The 17,856-nt window shown below is 63.9% G+C and carries 21 protein-coding genes; 13 read left to right on the top strand and 8 right to left on the bottom strand.

Translation table 11 applies throughout. From position 1 onward, the window contains the following. Window positions 1–8: 8 nt before the first annotated feature. Together OPIT5_10805 and OPIT5_10810 are read right to left on the bottom strand one after the other, a co-directional pair. A complete protein-coding gene (locus OPIT5_10805; GenBank protein ID AHF90617.1) occupies window positions 9–1,394 on the bottom strand; it encodes an adenine permease in 1,386 nt (461 codons plus the stop codon). A gap of 35 nt (window positions 1,395–1,429) precedes the next feature. Then, window positions 1,430–2,233 (bottom strand): hypothetical protein, encoded by an 804-nt coding sequence (locus tag OPIT5_10810; protein ID AHF90618.1) that lies wholly within the window; start codon window positions 2,231–2,233, stop codon window positions 1,430–1,432. A gap of 303 nt (window positions 2,234–2,536) precedes the next feature. Here OPIT5_10810 and OPIT5_10815 point away from each other — a divergent pair, with 303 nt between their 5' ends. From OPIT5_10815 to OPIT5_10860, 10 genes are all read left to right on the top strand, one after another. Beyond that, the gene (locus tag OPIT5_10815) at window positions 2,537–3,466 is read left to right on the top strand and encodes an acetamidase (protein AHF90619.1); all 930 of its coding nucleotides are present in this window, start codon (window positions 2,537–2,539) and stop codon (window positions 3,464–3,466) included. 3 nt (window positions 3,467–3,469) lie between these two features. Beyond that, a complete protein-coding gene (locus OPIT5_10820) occupies window positions 3,470–3,937 on the top strand; it encodes an endoribonuclease (protein AHF90620.1) in 468 nt (155 codons plus the stop codon). 14 nt (window positions 3,938–3,951) lie between these two features. Further along, complete coding sequence (locus OPIT5_10825) at window positions 3,952–5,214, top strand: amidase (GenBank protein AHF90621.1); 1,263 nt, start codon at window positions 3,952–3,954, stop codon at window positions 5,212–5,214. A 240-nt stretch (window positions 5,215–5,454) separates the two neighbouring features. After that, window positions 5,455–6,147: a flagellar motor protein MotA gene (locus tag OPIT5_10830; GenBank protein ID AHF90622.1), complete on the top strand. Its 693-nt coding sequence runs from the start codon at window positions 5,455–5,457 to the stop codon at window positions 6,145–6,147. 34 nt (window positions 6,148–6,181) lie between these two features. Next, window positions 6,182–6,610, top strand: coding sequence for a biopolymer transportern ExbD (locus OPIT5_10835; GenBank protein ID AHF90623.1), 429 nt, complete (start codon window positions 6,182–6,184; stop codon window positions 6,608–6,610). Window positions 6,611–6,697: 87 nt separating this feature from the next. Then, entirely contained in the window at window positions 6,698–7,135 is a 438-nt protein-coding gene (locus tag OPIT5_10840; GenBank protein ID AHF90624.1) for a biopolymer transportern ExbD, read from the top strand. Window positions 7,136–7,143: 8 nt separating this feature from the next. Next, window positions 7,144–7,815, top strand: a complete 672-nt coding sequence (locus OPIT5_10845; protein AHF90625.1) for a biopolymer transporter TonB — start codon at window positions 7,144–7,146, stop codon at window positions 7,813–7,815. Window positions 7,816–7,818: 3 nt separating this feature from the next. Beyond that, window positions 7,819–9,180: a hypothetical protein gene (locus tag OPIT5_10850; protein AHF90626.1), complete on the top strand. Its 1,362-nt coding sequence runs from the start codon at window positions 7,819–7,821 to the stop codon at window positions 9,178–9,180. A 263-nt stretch (window positions 9,181–9,443) separates the two neighbouring features. Beyond that, window positions 9,444–9,959, top strand: a complete 516-nt coding sequence (locus OPIT5_10855) for a hypothetical protein (protein ID AHF90627.1) — start codon at window positions 9,444–9,446, stop codon at window positions 9,957–9,959. A 285-nt stretch (window positions 9,960–10,244) separates the two neighbouring features. After that, the gene (locus tag OPIT5_10860; protein AHF90628.1) at window positions 10,245–10,754 is read left to right on the top strand and encodes a hypothetical protein; all 510 of its coding nucleotides are present in this window, start codon (window positions 10,245–10,247) and stop codon (window positions 10,752–10,754) included. An 80-nt stretch (window positions 10,755–10,834) separates the two neighbouring features. Here the strand turns inward: OPIT5_10860 and OPIT5_10865 are convergent, their stop codons facing one another. From OPIT5_10865 to OPIT5_10885, 5 genes are all read right to left on the bottom strand, one after another. Further along, window positions 10,835–10,954, bottom strand: coding sequence for a hypothetical protein (locus OPIT5_10865; GenBank protein AHF94291.1), 120 nt, complete (start codon window positions 10,952–10,954; stop codon window positions 10,835–10,837). A gap of 12 nt (window positions 10,955–10,966) precedes the next feature. After that, window positions 10,967–11,098 carry a hypothetical protein gene (locus tag OPIT5_10870; GenBank protein ID AHF94292.1) on the bottom strand — a complete coding sequence of 44 codons (132 nt, stop codon included), beginning with the start codon at window positions 11,096–11,098 and terminating at the stop codon, window positions 10,967–10,969. A gap of 20 nt (window positions 11,099–11,118) precedes the next feature. Then, complete coding sequence (locus OPIT5_10875; protein AHF94293.1) at window positions 11,119–11,370, bottom strand: hypothetical protein; 252 nt, start codon at window positions 11,368–11,370, stop codon at window positions 11,119–11,121. A 142-nt stretch (window positions 11,371–11,512) separates the two neighbouring features. Beyond that, window positions 11,513–11,923: a hypothetical protein gene (locus tag OPIT5_10880; protein ID AHF94294.1), complete on the bottom strand. Its 411-nt coding sequence runs from the start codon at window positions 11,921–11,923 to the stop codon at window positions 11,513–11,515. A gap of 24 nt (window positions 11,924–11,947) precedes the next feature. Then, window positions 11,948–12,181, bottom strand: a complete 234-nt coding sequence (locus tag OPIT5_10885; protein AHF94295.1) for a hypothetical protein — start codon at window positions 12,179–12,181, stop codon at window positions 11,948–11,950. A gap of 27 nt (window positions 12,182–12,208) precedes the next feature. On the opposite strand from OPIT5_10885, the gene OPIT5_10890 reads away from it, so the two are divergent. Continuing rightward, window positions 12,209–12,316: a hypothetical protein gene (locus tag OPIT5_10890; protein AHF94296.1), complete on the top strand. Its 108-nt coding sequence runs from the start codon at window positions 12,209–12,211 to the stop codon at window positions 12,314–12,316. An 89-nt stretch (window positions 12,317–12,405) separates the two neighbouring features. On the opposite strand, the gene OPIT5_10895 is transcribed toward OPIT5_10890, so the two are convergent. Next, a complete protein-coding gene (locus OPIT5_10895) occupies window positions 12,406–13,425 on the bottom strand; it encodes a hypothetical protein (protein AHF94297.1) in 1,020 nt (339 codons plus the stop codon). Between the two features lie 862 nt (window positions 13,426–14,287). Here OPIT5_10895 and OPIT5_10900 point away from each other — a divergent pair. After that, on the top strand, window positions 14,288–15,508 hold the full coding sequence (locus tag OPIT5_10900) for a hypothetical protein (GenBank protein ID AHF94298.1): 1,221 nt from the start codon (window positions 14,288–14,290) through the stop codon (window positions 15,506–15,508). 80 nt (window positions 15,509–15,588) lie between these two features. Then, the gene (locus OPIT5_10905; protein ID AHF94299.1) at window positions 15,589–17,856 is read left to right on the top strand and encodes a hypothetical protein; all 2,268 of its coding nucleotides are present in this window, start codon (window positions 15,589–15,591) and stop codon (window positions 17,854–17,856) included.

Raw genomic sequence — 17,856 nt, forward strand, 5'->3', positions numbered from 1 at the left:
GGCGCGGCTCAGCCGCTGAACGGGAAGATATGGAAGAACTCCAGAAAGAAAACCGCCGCGATCGCATATCCGGTGATGGTGAAGCCGCGCGGCTTGCCGGTGGCGACCGCGAGCACCGCGGCCGCGATGAGCCCGAAGCCGATGCCTTCGGCGATGCTGAACGTGAGCGGGATGCCGACGATGGTGAGCGCGGCGGGGGCGGCGATCCGGAAGTCGGTCATCTCGATTTCCGTCACCGACTGGAGCATGAACACGCCGACCACCACGAGCGCGGGCGCCGTGGCGGCCGCCGGCACCACCAGGATGAGCGGCGTCAGGAAGAGCGCCAGCAGCATGAGCAACGCGGTGGACACGGCCGTGAGCCCGGTGCGGCCTCCCGCCTCCACGCCCGAGGCGCTCTCGATGTAGCTGACCACCGTGGACGTGCCGAAAAGCGAGCTGAGAATCGCGGCGATCGAATCGGCCACCAGCGCGCGTCCGGCCTTGGGGAGATGCCCGCTCTTGTCGAGGAAACCGGCGCGCTTGGTCACGCCGATCAGGGTGCCGAGATTGTCGAACATGTCGACCAGCAGCAACGTGAGGAGCAGCGGAAGGATTTTCAGGAAGGTCTCGAGGCTGGCGAGGAAACCGAATTCGAGCTGCAGGAACACCGGGGCGGGCGAGGCCGGCAGGGCGAAGAGCGACGAGGGCAGGCGCGTGACGCGGCCGCCCTCGCCATCCGGCACCACCAGCCCGACCAGGGTGGTGGCGATGATGCCGATGACGATCGCACCCGGCACGCGCCGCGCCACGAGCACCAGCACGAGAACGATGCCCCCGAGCGCGAGCGCGACCGGTCCCTGCGTGAAGTCGCCGGGCGACACAAACGTGGCGGGATTGGACACGATGATGCCCGCGTTTTTCAGCCCGATGAAGGCGATGAAGATGCCGATGCCGCAGGTGATGGCGATCTTCAGCGGATACGGAATGCACTTCACGATCTTTTCCCGGATGCCGGTGACGGAGAGGAGCAGGAAGATGCAGCCGTTGACAAACACCATGCCCAGCGCCTGCTGCCAGGGCACGCCGGCGCCCAGGCAGATGCTGAAGGCGAAAAACGCGTTGATGCCCATGCCCGGAGCGAGTGCCACGGGGTAGTTGGTCATCAACGCCATGAGGATCGTGCTCACGGCGGCGGTCAGCGCGGTGACCGTGACCAGCGCGCCCTTGACGGCCAGAAACGACTGCGACGCCGGATCGTTGCCGATCGCGGGATCGGCGCCGAAGCCGTTCATCAGAATCGCCGGGTTGACGGCGAGGATGTAGGCCATGGCGGCAAACGTGGCCAGGCCGGCAAAGAGTTCGCGCCCCGTGTTGGTGCGGTTTTCGGCGAGTTTGAACAGACGCTGGAGCATGACGGGAAAAGGGTGCGGTTGCGGGCCTGTTCCGTTCAGGCGGCGGCACGCCGCAACGTCACGCGCCGGGTGGCGACCGGCGCCGCGGCAAAGGCGGCGCGAAACGCTCCGGTCGTCGTGGCCTCTGCTTTCGGCACCTGCCGGCAGGGGATTTCGAGTTCGAGCTTGTCCGGCGCAAGCGGCCAGGGATCGAGGGTGTACGTGTCCGCCCCCGCCGGCGCGCACCGGATCGTGTGGCGCACGCCGTCGGCATCGGGGTGCGTGTGCCGGAGCGTGCGCGGCTGTTCGTAGCCGGAGCAGACGATGAGCGAGAGGTTGTCGCAGCATTGCAGGAACTCGAAACCGCGCAGCAGCGCCTCCGGTGCGGCCCCGAGGCGGGCGGCCGTTTCCTGCTGCCAGGATTTTTGTTCGTCGAGAAACCGGGCGTGCGCGTCGCGATGTTCGGGGCGGATGCTGTCCAGATCGGCCTGTTCGGAAAGCAGGTTGTACGTGTGCATCGATACGAGGATGCCCGCGTACGGATTGACCTCCGCCACTTCGGCCGTGGCCCGGGCGCGCACCGCCAGATAGGCGGGCAGGTCGATCTCCTCGAATGCGCTGTACGCGCCGACCAGGGTGCGGGTGAACGCCTCGGGCAACCCTGCCGGGGTGAGCGACGGAGCGGCGTCGCGCGCCAGCCAGCCGTCGTCATGGTGATAAACGGCGTAACGGATATCCTGATACGGTTCGGGTCGGGCGAAACGATCGTTGCCCCAGGCGTCGGCGAACCGGCCGGCGAGACGGGCGTGGTCGGGATGGGTGATGAGCACCCAGTCGGTGGCGGTTTCCTGGCGAATCATGAGATGATTCCCGATTCAGCAACTTGAGGGCCAATCCGGCGCTTCGGGCGCAGCGTCGGGAAAAGAGATGCGCCTTCCCCGCGACAGGCTGCCGGTTAATGACGGATTTCGTACATAAATACCACACCGGCGCCGGGGTCCGCGCTTTTCATCGGCAGGGCTGCGCCCCTCCGCGGCTGCGGGTGTCGTGTGTTCGGGGGGGGGAACGGCCTGGAGTTTGGTCGTCATTCCGCCAAATGCGCTGACTGCGACCGCATCCGGCGCGGTTCCTGCGTTCATCGATGCCGGAATTTTCTGTCCTGCATGCACCACACGCTCGCTCCCGAACCCTTCGTCCATCGCTGGAACAACGCCCTGCCGCCGCGGCTCACCGTCGCGCCCGGCGACACGGTCACGTTCCAGTGCGCCGACTCCAGCGGCTGGCAGGTGCGGCCCGACTGGACGACGGAGGATTTCCGGACGCGCTTCGATCCGCTCAAGGTCCACGCACTCACTGGCCCGGTGGCGATCGACGGCGCCGGACCGGGCGACGTGCTGGAAATCAGGATCGAGGACTACCGGCATCACGGCTGGGCATGGACGAGCCTGATTCCCGGCCTCGGCCTGCTCGCCGACGATTTCCCCGACCCGCATCTTTTCATCTGGAAACTCGACGGGAACCGGACCCGCAGTTTCCCCGGCGTGACCCTCGACCTGCATCCGTTCGCCGGCATCATCGGCGTGCAGCGCGCGGAGGCCGGCGAGTTCCGCACCCGCGCGCCGGGCGCGTTCGGCGGCAATCTCGACGTGCGCCACCTCACCGCCGGCACGACGCTGCACCTGCCGGTGTTCACGCCGGGCGCGGGGGTGCTCGCCGGCGACTGCCATGCCGCCCAGGGCGACGGCGAGGTGTGCATCAACGGCATGGAGGCGCCCATGGACGTCACGCTCACGTTCAACGTGCACAAACAGCGTCCGCTGGCCGCCCCCTATGCGATTTCTCCCGGCCCGCTCACGCCGTCCCGCTACGCCGGCAAGCCGTGGCACCTTTTTGTCGAATCCGACGAAAATCCGCGCGAGGCCTGCAAGCGCGCCGTGCGCCGCGCCATCGCCTTCATCGTGGACCGCCTCGGCGTCACGCCCGCGATGGCCTACACGCTGTGCAGCGTGGTGCTCGACCTGAAAGTGAGCCAGCTCGTCAACGCTCCCGTCACCACCCTCACCGCCTACCTGCCCGAAGCCATCTTCGATTAAGCCATGACCGACCCGATCGAAACCAGACTGGCCGAACTCGGCCTCGTGCTGCCCTCCCCGCCGACCGCGGGAGGAAACTACGTCCCGTATCGAAAATGCGGCGACATGCTGATCCTGGCCGGCGTCATCTGCACCCTCGACGGCGAGGTCACCCATGCCGGACAGGTGGGCGGCGAGCGCACCGTGGAGGAAGGATATGCCGCCGCCCGGGTGTGCGCGCTCAACGTCCTCGCCGGCATCAAGGGCGCGCTGGGCCGGCTGGACCGGGTGAGCGAATTTCTTTACCTCGGCGGCTACGTCAACGCCGTCGCCGGCTTCGGGCAAAGCCCGCAGGTCATCAACGGCGCGAGCGATCTGTTCGTGCAGCTCTACGGTGAAGCCGGCAAACACGCCCGCGCGGCGGTCGCCGTCGCCGGGCTCCCGCGCGGGGCTTCCGCGGAGATCCAGGTGACGGTGCGTTTTCACCTGTAACCCGCCCGGCCCGCATGTCCACGCAACCCTCGATGCTTACGATCGCCGCCTGGCGCGCGCTCTCGCCCGCGCAAGCCGCTCGCCGCGTCCATGAGGCCGCGAACCGCCTCGCGCCGGGCCAGCGCCGGGCCGCGCTCGCGTCGCTGTTGCTCGAATACACGCTGGCGGAGCAGCTTGAACGCGCGCCGCGGTCTTCTCCCCTCGGCGGCGTGCCCTGTTTCCTGAAAGACCTGTGGGACGTCGCCGGTCTGCCGACGCTGGCCGGTTCGACTTTTTTGCCGGAAGTCCGCCCCGCGCCTCCGCGCGAAAGCAGGCTGGTGAGCGTGTTGCGCGACAAAGGCGCGGTGCTCGCCGGCAAAACCCACCTGCACGAATTCGCCTTCGGCCTCACCGGGGAAAACCCCCATTACGGCGATTGCGAGCACCCGCTGGCGCCCGGGCGCACCTCGGGCGGGTCCAGCAGCGGTTCGGCGGTGGCTGTCGCCGCCGGCCTGGCTCCGTTCGCCATCGGCACCGATACGGGCGGATCGATCCGCGTGCCCGCGGCCTTTTGCGGGCTCTACGGATTTCGCACCGTGCCTCATCACGAGTGGATTGCCGACGCGTTTCCGCTCGCCCCGGGCTACGATACGGCCGGCTGGTTCACCGCCCATGCCGGCGACATGGAAATCCTGCTCGCGGAAATGCTCGGCGACGGACGCTGCCACGAGCGGCCGCTGCGGGGTGCCTGGCTGGAGCTGCCCGGCCTCGATCCCGAGGTGAGCGCCGCCTTTCGCGCGGGGGCCGGGCGGCTGGCGCCGCCGCTCGACGACGCTCATGCGGCAATCCTGCGCGCGGCTTTCGCGCCGGCGGCGGAGGTGTATGGCGTTCTCGGCGCGATCGAAGCCTGGCAGGTGCATGCCGGCTGGGCGGAGCGGTTTGCGGAGCGTTACGATCCGGTCGTGTGGCAACGCCTGGAGCGCGCGCGGCGGCTCGGGCCGGAGCAGATCGGCCCGGCCCGCGCGGCGCTGGCCCGGCTGCGCGAAGCCTGGACCGGATTTTTCGATGCGTGCGATTTTCTGGTGCTGCCGGCCTCGCCTTGCGTGGCGCTGGCGAAGGCCGATTGCAACCCGGCCAACCGCACGCGGCTGCTTTCGCTGACGGCGCCGGCCAGTCTCGGCGGCCTGCCGGTGCTGACCCTGCCGCTGGCTCTCGGCGGGGGCCCGCTGGGCACCGGCCTGCAAATTGTCGGGCGTGATCTCGCGAGCCCGGTCTTTCTTCATGCGCTGCGCCGGTGAAAAAAATTCTCCGTGAAGCTTATGTGCCACACAGCACAGAATCTCCGACGATTTGTGCTACATATCTGCCGAAAGTGACACCGGGCTGGCCGGATAATTGCTGAACAAGTCGTCAGTAATTCTGCCACACATGACAAAGCCGGAAAGGCCGGGTGCTCTTCAAACCGGAATGCGCTTCCGGGCCGGCGGCGTCTGCCGTGGTCATTCGTCATCGCTGCAACGTCTTCACCGCCTCTTCTTATGACCAATCAACTGACTCTTGCCTTCCTCATGGGCCAGTCGCCCATGGAGCTTTTTGTCCACGGCGGCCCGATCATGTGGCCGATCCTCATCGTTTCGTTTCTGGCGGTCACGGTGGTGATCGAGCGGACGATCTTCCTGCTGCGCGAGAAATCCGCGCGCGATCCGGCCATTGTCGACAAGATGCTCGAGCAGGTCGAGGCCAGCGACACGGAGGCCGCGGTACGGCTGGGCAAGAACAGCCGCGACTACGTGGCGCGGATTCTGGTTTACGCTCTCGCCCACAAGGAACACTCGCTCGGCGATGCCTTCATGCGGGCGGCCAACCGGGAGTTCGCCCGGTTCCAGCAGGGCATGGCCACGCTGGATACGTGCATCACGGCGGCGCCGCTGCTCGGCCTGCTCGGCACGGTGACGGGCATGATGAACACCTTCGGCGCGCTCGGCGGCGGCGACATCGCGGCCAATGCCGGCAAGATCACCGGCGGCGTCGGCGAGGCGCTCATCGCCACCGCTTGCGGCCTGGGCATCGCCATCATCGGCCTGCTGCCGTTCAACATCCTCAACACCCGCATCGAGGCGGCCAAGCACGACGTCTCCGACGCGTCCAACGCACTCGAGGTCATCATCAAGAAAACCGCGGCTGCCGAGGCCGCCGCCGGGGAACCCGCCGCGGTTGCGGCCGGCCGCTGACACCGCGCCTTCCCTGCTGCCATCTGTAACTGCAATGTCACTACAAGCCGACAAGTTTGCCTCCGGTCCCGCGAAGAAGGCGCGCATCGAGATCATCCCGCTGATCGACGTGATCTTTTTTCTGCTGGCCACCTTCGTCCTGTTCACGCTCTCGCTGAACAAGTCGGGGGGTCTTAACGTGGCCCTGCCGATGACCGAGACCGGCGAGATGCGCAGCGCCGACAATGCGGTGACGATCTCGATCACGCAGGAAGGCACGCTGGCCTGGGACAAGGAGCCGGTCACGCTCGAGGAATTCATCGCGCGCTTGCAGGCGTACAAACAGGTGGAGCCCAACCCGAACGTGCTCATCAACGGCGACGAGAACGCATTGTTCACCCAGGCGCGCTACGTGATCGACGAGGTGCGCAAGGCCGGCATCAGCCGGATCAAGATCGAGACGCGCCTGCGCCCCGGCGCCTGACCTCTCCCGGCGACGATCACTCTCTCCCGACTGCCAATTTCAAATTCCCGACTTCCAATTTCAAACTTCCAACTCCACCCGAACACCATGTCAGGCTCAACCGGCGGATTCCACAGCGGCGGCGTCAAGAAAGCGCGCATCGAGATCATCCCGCTCATCGATGTGATCTTCTTCCTGCTCGCCACCTTCGTCCTGTTCACGCTCTCGCTGAACAAGATCCAGTCGGTGCCGGTGGACCTGCCGCAGGCCACGCCCGCGCCTCAGCAGCAGAACAACGACGACGAGACGATTGTCCTGCAACTGTCCGAGCCGGGCACCGCCTACTGGAACCGCGAGCTGATCAACATTTCGGAAATCGCCCCGCGCCTGATCAACTACAAGGCCTCGAACCCGAACCCGCGGGTGCTCGTCACCGGCGACGACCGGGCCCGCTACGGCGCCGCCATCAACGCGCTCGACGAAGTCCGCAAGGCCGGCATCACCCAGGTTTCCATCGAGACCGCCTATCGACCCACCGGACGCTGACCTGACCCATGAAACGCGACCTCATCATCGGCATCATCGGAGCGATCCTCCTGCACGCTGGCTTCGTTTTTGGCGGACAATGGCTCAAGCCGTCCGAAAAAACCGTGGCCGCGGCCGAAGAGGAGGTGCCGACCATCGAGCTGATGCCGATGCCGGCGGTCGAGCCCGACGAGCCCGAGGTCGTCGATTCCACGCCCGAGGAGGCGACCGCCGACCTTTCCGACCTGGCGCCGCCGATGCAGACCGACACGCCTTCGGCGGTGCCCTCGCCCTTCGAACAAAAAATCCAGCCCCCGCCCCCTCCGGGCCTGTCGCGGCCGACCGGGGTCATCTCGATCCCCGCCGGGCGGCCGGGAACGGGCATCGCCGGCTCCGGCATGGCCAATCTCTTCGATCTGGCCAGCCTCGACGAGCGGCCCACGCCGCGTTTCCAGTCCGCTCCCGTGTATCCGTTCGCCATGCGCCGCGCCGGCATTGGCGGCCAGGTCATGGTCGGTTTCATCGTCGACACCTCCGGCGACGTGCGCGACGCCTACGTGATCAGCTCGAGTCACCGCGAGTTCGAGCAGGAGGCCGTCAACGCCGTCATGAAATGGAAGTTCCGGCCCGGCAAAAAAGGCGGCGCCACCGTCAACGCCCGCATGCAGGTGCCGATCTCGTTCAACCCGACCCGGGACTGAATCATGAAAACCGCGCTCCGCCTTTTTCTGCTCCGCCTCCTGCCGCTTCTCGCCGCGCTGTTGCCGCCGCTTTCCGTCCGCGCCGCCGCCGACGATGCGCCGAAGAAGGAAATCTCGGCCGCCGTTTCTGCCGAGCTGGGCAAACTGCGCACGCTCACCGAGGCGAAGGATTACGCCGGCTCGCTCCGGCTCATCGACCAGTTGCTGCCCGGGACGGCCGCCGACAGCTTCGACCGCGCCATCCTTTCGCAGATCAAGGTGCAGATCCTGCTGACGGTCGACCGGTATGCCGAAGCGATCGCGCCGCTCGAGACCGCGCTCGCGCTCGGCGAACGTTACAGCTTCTTCGAGAAAAAACCGCTCGTCGACCAGCGCTACCTGCTCAGCCAGCTTTATTACCAGGAGGGCTCCGAGGCCAAGGACCCTGCCCGGCGCGCCGACTTCCTCCGGAAAGCGTACGAGCAGATCCGGCTCTGGTTTGCCGGCGCGCCGCAACCCACGTTCGATGCGCGCCTCTACGCCGCCTCGATCCTGTACAGCCTGGCCACGCTGGATGCGGAAAAACCCGACCACGGGCTGCTCCGGCAGGCCCTCGCCGAAGCCGGGGAAAGCCTTTACCTGAAAGCCGCCCCCGGCGACCAGCCGTATATCCTGCTCCTCGCCATTCACCAGCAACTCGGGGAAGCGGCATCTGCCGCGGAGTTGCTCGAACTGCTCGTCAGCCGCCATCCCGACTCCGCGCAGTACTGGCAGCAACTGGCGGCGACCTACTTCGGGCTCGCCTCGGAATCGAAGGATCCGAAAGAGACCGCGCGCTACAATCTGCGGGCGATCCTCACGCTCGAGCGCGCCCGGCAGCAGGGCCTGCTCGATTCGCCGAAGGAAAACTTCAGCCTCGTGGCCCTCTACCTCACGCTGGAAAACTACGACCGGGCCATCACGCTGCTGGAAGAAGGGCTCGCCTCCGGCGCGATCGAAAACACCCGGCGCAACTGGGAACTGCTCGCGACCGCCTGCCAGCAGGCCAACCGGGAGAAACAGGCCGTCGAAACGCTGGGGCGGGCCATCGGAATGTTCCCGCACGATGCGCAACTGGAGTTTTCGCTGGCCCAGTTGCACTACTCGCTCGGGGAGATCGGAGAGGCGCGCACGCGGCTGGAGGCGGCGCTCGGCAAGGAAGGGCTGGAAAAACCGGGCCAGGCCCGCCTGTTCCTCGCCTACATCGACTACGAACTGCAACGCTTCGAGGAGGCGGAAAAATGGGCCGGAGAGGCCGCCGCCCATCCCGACGCCAAACCCGAGGACGTCAGGCGCCTCACCCGCGCTGTCCGCGACGCCCTCGCCGCCCGCTCCGGCAAAAGCTGACCTCACGACTCGTCACCAGGAATTAACTACAAGATACCGATTACCAACTACAGAGGGATCTGAAAATTGAACAGAAGGCAACGAAGAGAACGAAGAACAACCAGAAACGCTTACCGTTCATTCTTCTTTAAATTTATTAAAATCAATAAGTTATTATTCATGGATTTCTCTGTTTTACCTTCGTTACCTTTGTTTCCTTCTGTTCAAAAATGAATTTTTAGAACGCCCCTTCGAACTTCGAACGACCAACTTCCACACCCGCCATGAACAAAGCCTACTTTCTCGCACCCATCATTGCCGTCCTCGCCTTCGGAGGTTTTTACTGGAATTTCCGCAGCGGCTATCAGGAGCGGGAGATGGCCAAACAGGCCGCAATCCGCGCCGAAAAGGAGGAGAGCCTGAAAGCCGAGGCCGAGGCGCGCCGCAAGGCGATCGAGGAAGCGGTGGCGCTCCAGGAGCAGCGAAAAAAAGAGCGCGCCGAAAAGGAGGCGCAGGAGCAGGCCGCGAAGGAAGCCCGCCAGCGCGCGCTCGACGAGCGCGACAAGGCGTATTCCGACATGCAGCAATCCGGCCGCCGGCTCGACCAGTTGAAGAAAGACGTGGCTGCGGTGCAGGCGGACATCGCGTCGGTGAAAACCGTCCACGAAGCCGCGCTGGCCGAGGAGGCGTTCCTGAAGACCTACGTTGAAAAAGTCCGGGCCAACCAGCGGGCGCTCGAGGGTGTCATCAGCAAGATCCCGCCCGGAGGCATCGTTCCTCCGGCCCCCGCCGGCAGCTAGCCGCAATACGGTTTACCTGATCGTTTTTTAACCGCGAATGAACGCGAATGGCCGCGAATAAAATACAATAAACTCATGTTTGGATAATTATGTACGTCATCCGTCTTTCTGGATGTCAGACTGTCGCTGCGCTCGGTACGCGTCTATTCGCGTTCATTCGCGGTTGATCTTGATCGAAAGGGATTGCGGCCAGTTGCGGCACCCCCGGTAAACGCATCCCCCTGTCACCAATTTCCAACGACAAACCGCAAATTCCCAACTACCAACTTCAAACTTCCATCTCAAATGAACCGCTTTTACCTGATCGTTCCTCTCGTCCTTGTCGCGCTGTTCGGTGGCGTTTACTGGAATCACACGAAGCACGCCGCCGAGCTGGCCTTGCAGAAGGAAGCGGAGACGCTCCGGCTGGAGCAGGCCGAAACGGCGAAGAAAGCGGAGGCCGAGGCGAAAGCGCGTGAGGACGCCGCCCGCCGTGCCGCCGAGCGCCAGGCCGAGGAAAAGAAGAAGGAGGAGGAAAAACAGGCGCGCCAGGAGGCCGAGAGCGCGAAGATCGCCGCCGACACCAAAACCGCCCGCGAAACCGCCACCGCCCGCGCCGCGGAAATCGCCACGCTGGAAAAACAGCTCACGGAGCTGCGGGCCGGGCTGGAGACGCTGCACAAGGACACCTTCGAACTGAACCGCCGCGTGGAACTGGCGCGGATCGAGCGGCGCAACGCCGAGCTCGAGGTCCAGCGCCTCACCGAAATGATCGCCCGCAAGGCCGGCACGTCGCTCGTCAACTCCAGCGAGTGACCCTTGGGCCCCGTTCGGCCTGTTTTTGAAAATATCAAAAGTAAAGGCTTGCCCCTTTATGGCTTGCCGTGGGGGGGGTATCACGCCGTCGCTTTGGCCTTCGGCTTGCGCGCCGGGATGGGAGTGCGAACGAGCTTCTGTCCGGGCACACGGTAGGGTTTGGCAAGATAACCGCGAGGGGTGAGAATGCCCGCATCCACGAGCGAAAGGATTCAGTCCTCCTTGGTCATGCTCTTGATGTCCTGGATAGTCGCGGCAACGATCTCGTCAACGGTCATGGGGCGGGAAGACGTGACAGAGATTTTCTTCGTTTTTTTCGGACAGCGACCATGGAGAGCCAGCATGAGCAAAAACGGAGAAGGGATTATTTCACTTTCGCCACCGCCTTCGCCCTCAACTGGCCGGGGAGGATCTTGAGGCGAGGGACTTTTTCGCCGGGCACACGATAGGGTTTGGCGAGGTAGCCGCGAGAGGTGTAAATGCCAGCGTCGATAAGTGACTGGATGCCTTCTTCAAGGGTCATGCTTTTGACGTGCTTGATCGTAGCGTCAACAAGCTCATCGACTGTCATTGGAGGTTTGATGGCTTTTTTTGTTTTCTTGCGGGCGGCGACCATGGAAAGAACGATGCGTAAGCAGGGGGGAATGGTCAAGAGTGACTGCGCGGCTGAAAAACACCGACGATGCAGGCCGGATCACGCACAACGATCTGGATGTGGGATTTTTCCATGATGCAGGAACACCCCAGTTCAGCATTGCTCAATCAAGCCGCCTCAAAAACGGGAGACCGGAGCTGTCCATTATCCCTGAATTTTTGGGGAGATCCACTCCAGTATCCCGGTGAAGCTGGACAAACTCCGGATAAATATCTCGCAATGCCGTGGTGTAGCGCACATCCAGCAAATCCAGGCAGCGGCCTAGGTGGATGACCGCGCCGACCACGGCGGGTTGGAAGCGCCTGGATGGCTTGGGCCGTCGCTTCCATCCTGTCTCTCTGGCCCACTGGAGGGCGCGCTCGGGGCCGTATTCCCAAAAATAAATGCCGCGCCCGAGCCAGTCGTAGTCGTTGTCACTGGAACGGAACGTATCGCCGTCCAGGATACGCTTCGCCGCGTGCCGGTCGCAACCATGGTAGGCAAAAACAGTGCGCTGATAGTCGAGGGTTGCCATGCGTGGGATTCACGGCGCCAGCGCTCAGTTGAGCACGGGTGTTTTTGGGTAAGCATTTTTGCGTGATGCCGCGCCGCGGAACGCCAGGCCGAGGAAAAGAAGAAGGAGGAGGAAAAACAGGCGCGCCAGGGGGCCGAGAGCGCGAAGATCGCCGCCGATACCAAAACCGCCCGTGAAACCGCCACCGCCCGCGCCGCGGAGATCGCCACGCTGGAAAAACAGCTCACGGAGCTGCGCGCCGGATTGGAGACGCTGCACAAGGACACTTTCGAACTGAACCGCCGCGTGGAGCTGGCGCGGATCGAGCGGCGCAACGCCGAGCTTGAGGTCCAGCGCCTCACCGAAATGATCGCCCGCAAGGCCGGCACGTCGCTCGTCAACTCCAGCCAGTGACCCTTTGGCCCGTTCGGCCTGTTTTTGAAAATATCAAAGTAAAGGTTTGACCCTTTACGTGACCCTTCACCATTCCGCGAAGAACCGACTTATTGCGCCACGCTGGCACGGGGGAGCCAGCCGTCCGGGCGCAGCAGGCAGGTGTAGCAATCCGGCGCGTCGTCGTCGTCCGCCTCGATGATGAGGCAGAGCCGGTCCACCGCGATCCGCCCCGCTTGGTTCAGATCGATGTTCAGGCACGGGTAGTTGCGATGGTTGATCGGACTGTCCGAATACGAGATCGAATAAACGCGCGAATTCCGCTTCGAGAGCGCGAGAAAGGTCCGATAGACGTCCGCATGTTCCAGCCCGTTGGTGAAGACCGCGGTGTCCGGCCGGAGGTGCCGGCCTAGGCGTTCGAGTTGCGAGGAGACCCGGGCCTCGTCCCGGTAATCGGCCAGAAACACGTTCGGGGCAGGCAGTTCCAGACCGTGGTCCTCCAGCGTGGAACGCAGGTAGAGCAGGAAATACTTGCCCACGTCCGTCTCCAGGTTTTTCGCGAAATAGACGAAGTGGCGCGCTCCGTCCTCCAGTGCCCGGCGGACGGTCATCCGCGCGGCCTCGAAGAGATCGACCTGCACGGAATGGACGGCCGAGGAGAAGTGGTGGGCGCCGACCACGACCACCGCCAGCCCCCGGCTCCGGTAGGCCTCCACGATGTCCTCGGTGACAACTCCGGCGAGGATCACGCCGGCGAGGTTGCGGTGCGCATCCTTGTCCGGAGGCACCGTCCCGTCGGTGTCGCTCATGGTGAGTGCGCACCCGCGCCTCCGGCAGCCGAAGATCACCCCGTTGAGGATCGCGCTGTAGGGGTCTTCCTCCAGCGAGCGATCCACGAGCGAGAAGAGCAGCTTGTGCGATGTCCCGGCGGCGATTGCCGCGCTGCTGCGCCGCAGGGGCACATATCCCATGCGCTCCCGCAGCTCGGAGATTTGCCGGCGCAGCTCCGGTCGGATGATCGGGTCGTTGCGGACGGCCAGCGAGGCCGTGGACAGCGACACGCCCGCGGCTTTCGCGAGGTCGGACAATTTTACTTTGGCTCGTTTGGTTCGGACGGGGGTCGTGGGCATGGCTTGGGTTCGGTTTTTTTCAAACAGGCGCGAGGTCGGAGAACAAGACAAGTTTCATGGAACTTTATTGAAACTAGTTCTACTTTGGTAAATTGAACCAAACCGGACGCGCACGAGGCACGCCCCTACAGGCAAGAGCGGGTTTGTAGCAGGGGCGTGGCTATTCGCGTCCGTGGTCTTCGGTCATTTTACCAAAGTAGAACTGATTGGAAGCCCCCCCTCCGCGGCTCCCGGTCCCGTCGTGCCGAGAGGCCGGCGGTCGCCATGCCGGCCTCCCGATGTGATGGCGATTGGCATGGGTTTTGCTTGTATCTTTTAATTTTAAAGAAGTTAATTGAAATTATATTGACTATGGAGTGACCCGGTAGCATGCATTGGCTACAGTCTCTTCATTACACCCATATGAAACTGAAAACCGAAAACCTCACCGCTTGAGCCTCAATCGCGGTATCCGGGTTAATCTCAGCCAGTCTCGTTTTCACCGCCACCATCCCACGCCTGTCTCCCCGCCGCCCATGCCTCCTTCGCCATCTGTAACCATCGCAATCAACGCCAAAAACACATGAAAAACATCGACACCATCACCCTCCGTAACCGTAACGCGCATGGGAGGGACAGATGTCTGTCCCGCCCCAAACGTCTAACCGCCGTTGCTCGCACCCTTTTACTGGCACTGGCGCCGCTCATGGGCGGTGTAAGCACTTCGCGAGCCGCATCGTGGATCAATTCTGATCCCGAAGGGGGCGATTGGCACACGGCCGCAAACTGGACCGGCACATCCATCCCTACTACCGCCAATACGGTCCAAATTTATAACGGAGGCTGGACAAAAATCATCTCGGCTAACGCGTCCTCCGGGACGATGACCATCGGAGGAACCCAAGGCACAGGCCGTCTCTCCATCACGGGCTACACGCTCACCATGGGTTCCACTTCGTCGATCAGTCTGGGCGTTGGTGCGAATGCCCAAGAAGGCACGTTGGAAGTCAATGCGGGCGGTTCCGTGATTGCGGGCGGCCTAATTCAGCTTGGCTACGCCGGGACGCTTACCGTCAACAGCGGCGGCACCGTCAGCAGCACCAACGATTTGTATGTAGGCAACACCGCCAGCGGCACCGGCTACGTGACGGTGGACGGCGGTTCGCTGACAATGAACACAATCACTCTCGGCCGCCAAGCCAACGCGAGCGGTTACCTTGAAGTCAGCAATGGCGGATCGGTCACAGCCAACACGCTGACACTCGGCAGCGGCAGCACCTACACCGGCTACCTCTACATCGGCGGGCGGACCACGACGAAGGCCGCGGGCACGCTCAACGTGGCCACGGTCGCCGCCAGCGGCAACAACTCGGAACTGCACTTCAATCACACGAACACAGATTATCGCTTCGTGACAAAAGACGGGGGCGTCATCGCCATTACGGGAAAAGTCAAGCTGCGGCAGGACGCCGGTACGACAATTCTCGAAGCGGCCAGCACCTACACCGGCGGCACCCAAATCTCCGGCGGCACGCTGCTCGTGGACAACGCCGACTCAGACACCAGCGGCACGGGGACGGGCGCTGTAGAGGTGCAGGCCGGCGGCGCCCTCGGCGGCGCGGGCCGTATCAGCGGGGCTGTTACGGTTCACGGAACTCTGCAAGATGCCCGCAACACGAGCATCCTCAATTTCGCCAACGACGTAACGCTTGCCTCGGACGCGACAGTCTCGCTGGCCCTGGGCGGGCAGACGCGCGGCGAGGATTACTGGTCCTTCACGGTTGCCGCAGGCAAGACGCTGACGCTTGGCGGCACCCTCAACGTGTCGTTCCTTGAGGACCTTGTCCTGACAGACGGCCAAAGCGTCAGCTTCACCCTTTTCTCGGCGGAGACTGCCGGGAGCTTTTCCAGCGTGGCGCTTCCCTACACATGGAAGGGGAGCAGTCTCGATTGGGATACGACTCAACTGGCATCCGCCGGGGTTCTCAGTGTGATCGCCTCGGCGGTTGTCCCCGAACCCCGCGCCACCGGCATTCTTATCGGACTCGCCGCCATCGCGGGGTTGCTCGCCGTCAGGAAAATCCGCGCGGCCCGGTCGCGATAACCCATGCCGCAATCTCCCTCCGACACCAGACATCATGCCCTCTTCGACCACCAAAACACATCATGCGCAGTAAAAATCCGATGACACGCCGCCTCTCCGGAGGCTCTTTTGCCCGGCTTCTCGCTCTCCTCTCCGGGCTCGGAGCGGGAGCGGCGGTTTTTGCGGGGGAGGAGCCAGCGCCCGCCACGCGCTCCGGATGGGACACCGTGCCGCTCGGCGAGGAAGCCCCCCGCCAGGCGTTCGTGCCTGCTCCGGTGAAAAAAAGCGCGCCCGCCTTCCGCCAGAAGCGACTGCTGGACGGCGAACCGCTTACCTTGCTCGACACAGACGCGGGCCAAACGCGGTTGGCATTGATCGTCCCGGCAAAACCCCGCCCGGCGGAAAAACTCGCTGCGGAGGAATTGCAGGCGGCGTTCGAGGCGATGAGCGGCGTGCGCGTGCCCATTTTCAACGAGAACGCCGTGGTCTTCGAAAAGGACGCCGTGCTGGCAGATGGCGGGCCTTATCCCCGCGCCGTTCTCCTCGGCGCATTGAAACACGGCCTGGATGCCGGGGCTGATAATCTCCCCCCCGAAGGATTCCGCATTGTGACCCGGGGCAACCATCTCCTGATCGCCGGGCGTGACGGCCTCGCGAAGAGCGAACCCGACAACGAACCCGACAGCGCCTATCACGGCTCGCACGGCGAACGAGGGACGCTTTACGGAGCGCTGGCTTTTCTGGAGGAGGAATGCGGCGTGCGCTGGCTCTGGCCGGGACCAAACGGAACCGTGCACCCGAAGACCCATCGCATACAGGCGGTCCGTGCGGACTGGCGCGACGCGCCCGCCCTCAACCAGCGGCGGGTGCGCAACTGGGGACCCGTCACGCGAGGACCACGCGGAGCTTCCCTCTCCTCGTTGGGGAGCCGGGTCAAGCAGGGGCTGGCGGTGTATCAACTGCCACTGGAGCGTTACATCGAAAACTCGCTCGTGGCAGGCGACTGGTTCCGGCATCAGCGCACGGGCGGCAGTCTCCAATACCGCTACACCCACGCTTTCAACGACTGGTTCAAACGCCACGGCGAGGCGCATCCCGAATGGTTCGCCCTGCAACCCGACGGAAGCCGCGCTCCCTTGCTGCCGGGCCGCATCCGCCTCTGCGCCGCCAACCACGACCTGACCCGTGCCATCGCCCGCGACATACTGGACAAGGCTGCGAAGTCGCCCGGCGAAATCTCCTTCTCCATCTCGCCCAACGACGAGGACGGGAAGAATTTTTATTGCATGGACGAGGCGTGCCGCCGACTCGATCCCCCCAATGGCAATCCGCTGAATTTCAGGGTCATCCGCGAGGAAAAACCGCTGGCCTTCTCCTATCCCTCGCTCAGCGACCGCATGGTGGATTTCTATAACCGCATCGCCACCGAGGTGGCCGCGGAACGCCCCGACCTGACTCTCGGCACGTATGCCTACGCCAGTTACAGGACCCCTCCCCTGCGGCAGAAACTTCACCCAAACGTCCTGATCGGCTTTGTCGGGCTGACCTATCTCAACGACAACACCCTGGAACAGGACCGTCGCCTGTGGGAGGGCTGGGCGGGCGTGACCGACCGCCTGTTCCTGCGCCCCAACTTGTTTCACGCCGGCCAAGGCTTTCCCGCCATCTACGTCCGCAAACTGGATCGCGACATCAAGCGCTGCTTCGAGACCGGGATGGTCGGAGCCGACTTTGACGCCGTCGTGCACCACTGGGCCACGCAAGGGCTCAACTATTACGTGCTGGCCCGTCTGTTGTGGGACCCGTCGCAGGATGCGATGGCGCTGGTTGACGACTATTGCCGGACGGGCTTCGGAGCCGCTGCCGCGCCCGTCCGCCGCTACTTTGAAAAAGTGGAGGAACTGACCGACAGAATCGCAGCCGTCATGGGCGGGGAATCGGGCAACGACACGCTCCGCGAAGAGGAAATCGTGGATGTGCTGAAACAGGCGGGCTCCAGACAGGGATTCTTCGCCGTCGCTTCCCGTATCTACACCCCGGAACAACTCGGCGAACTGGAATCCCTGCTGGACGAGGCCGCGGGTATCGCCTCCGTCGATACGGCGGTGGCGGCCCGCGTGGAATTCCTCCGCGCCGGGCTGGCTTACACCCGCCAGCAAAGCCGCCTCTTCCGCCTCGTGACAGATCAAACGCCCCCGCCCGCCGAAGACATCCACGCCTTGCTGGAGGAACGGAAGGAGGTCTTCCGGCAAATCTTCGAGGAAAACTTTTATGCGGTGGGTTTCGCCCATGCGGGATTCCGCGAGCGCGTTGCAGGAATTTTGAAAGAATATCGGAACACTCCCAAAAAGCCAAAACCGCAAAACTGA

This window comes from Opitutaceae bacterium TAV5 (assembly GCA_000242935.3).
In the GTDB taxonomy this organism is placed as follows: domain Bacteria; phylum Verrucomicrobiota; class Verrucomicrobiia; order Opitutales; family Opitutaceae; genus Geminisphaera.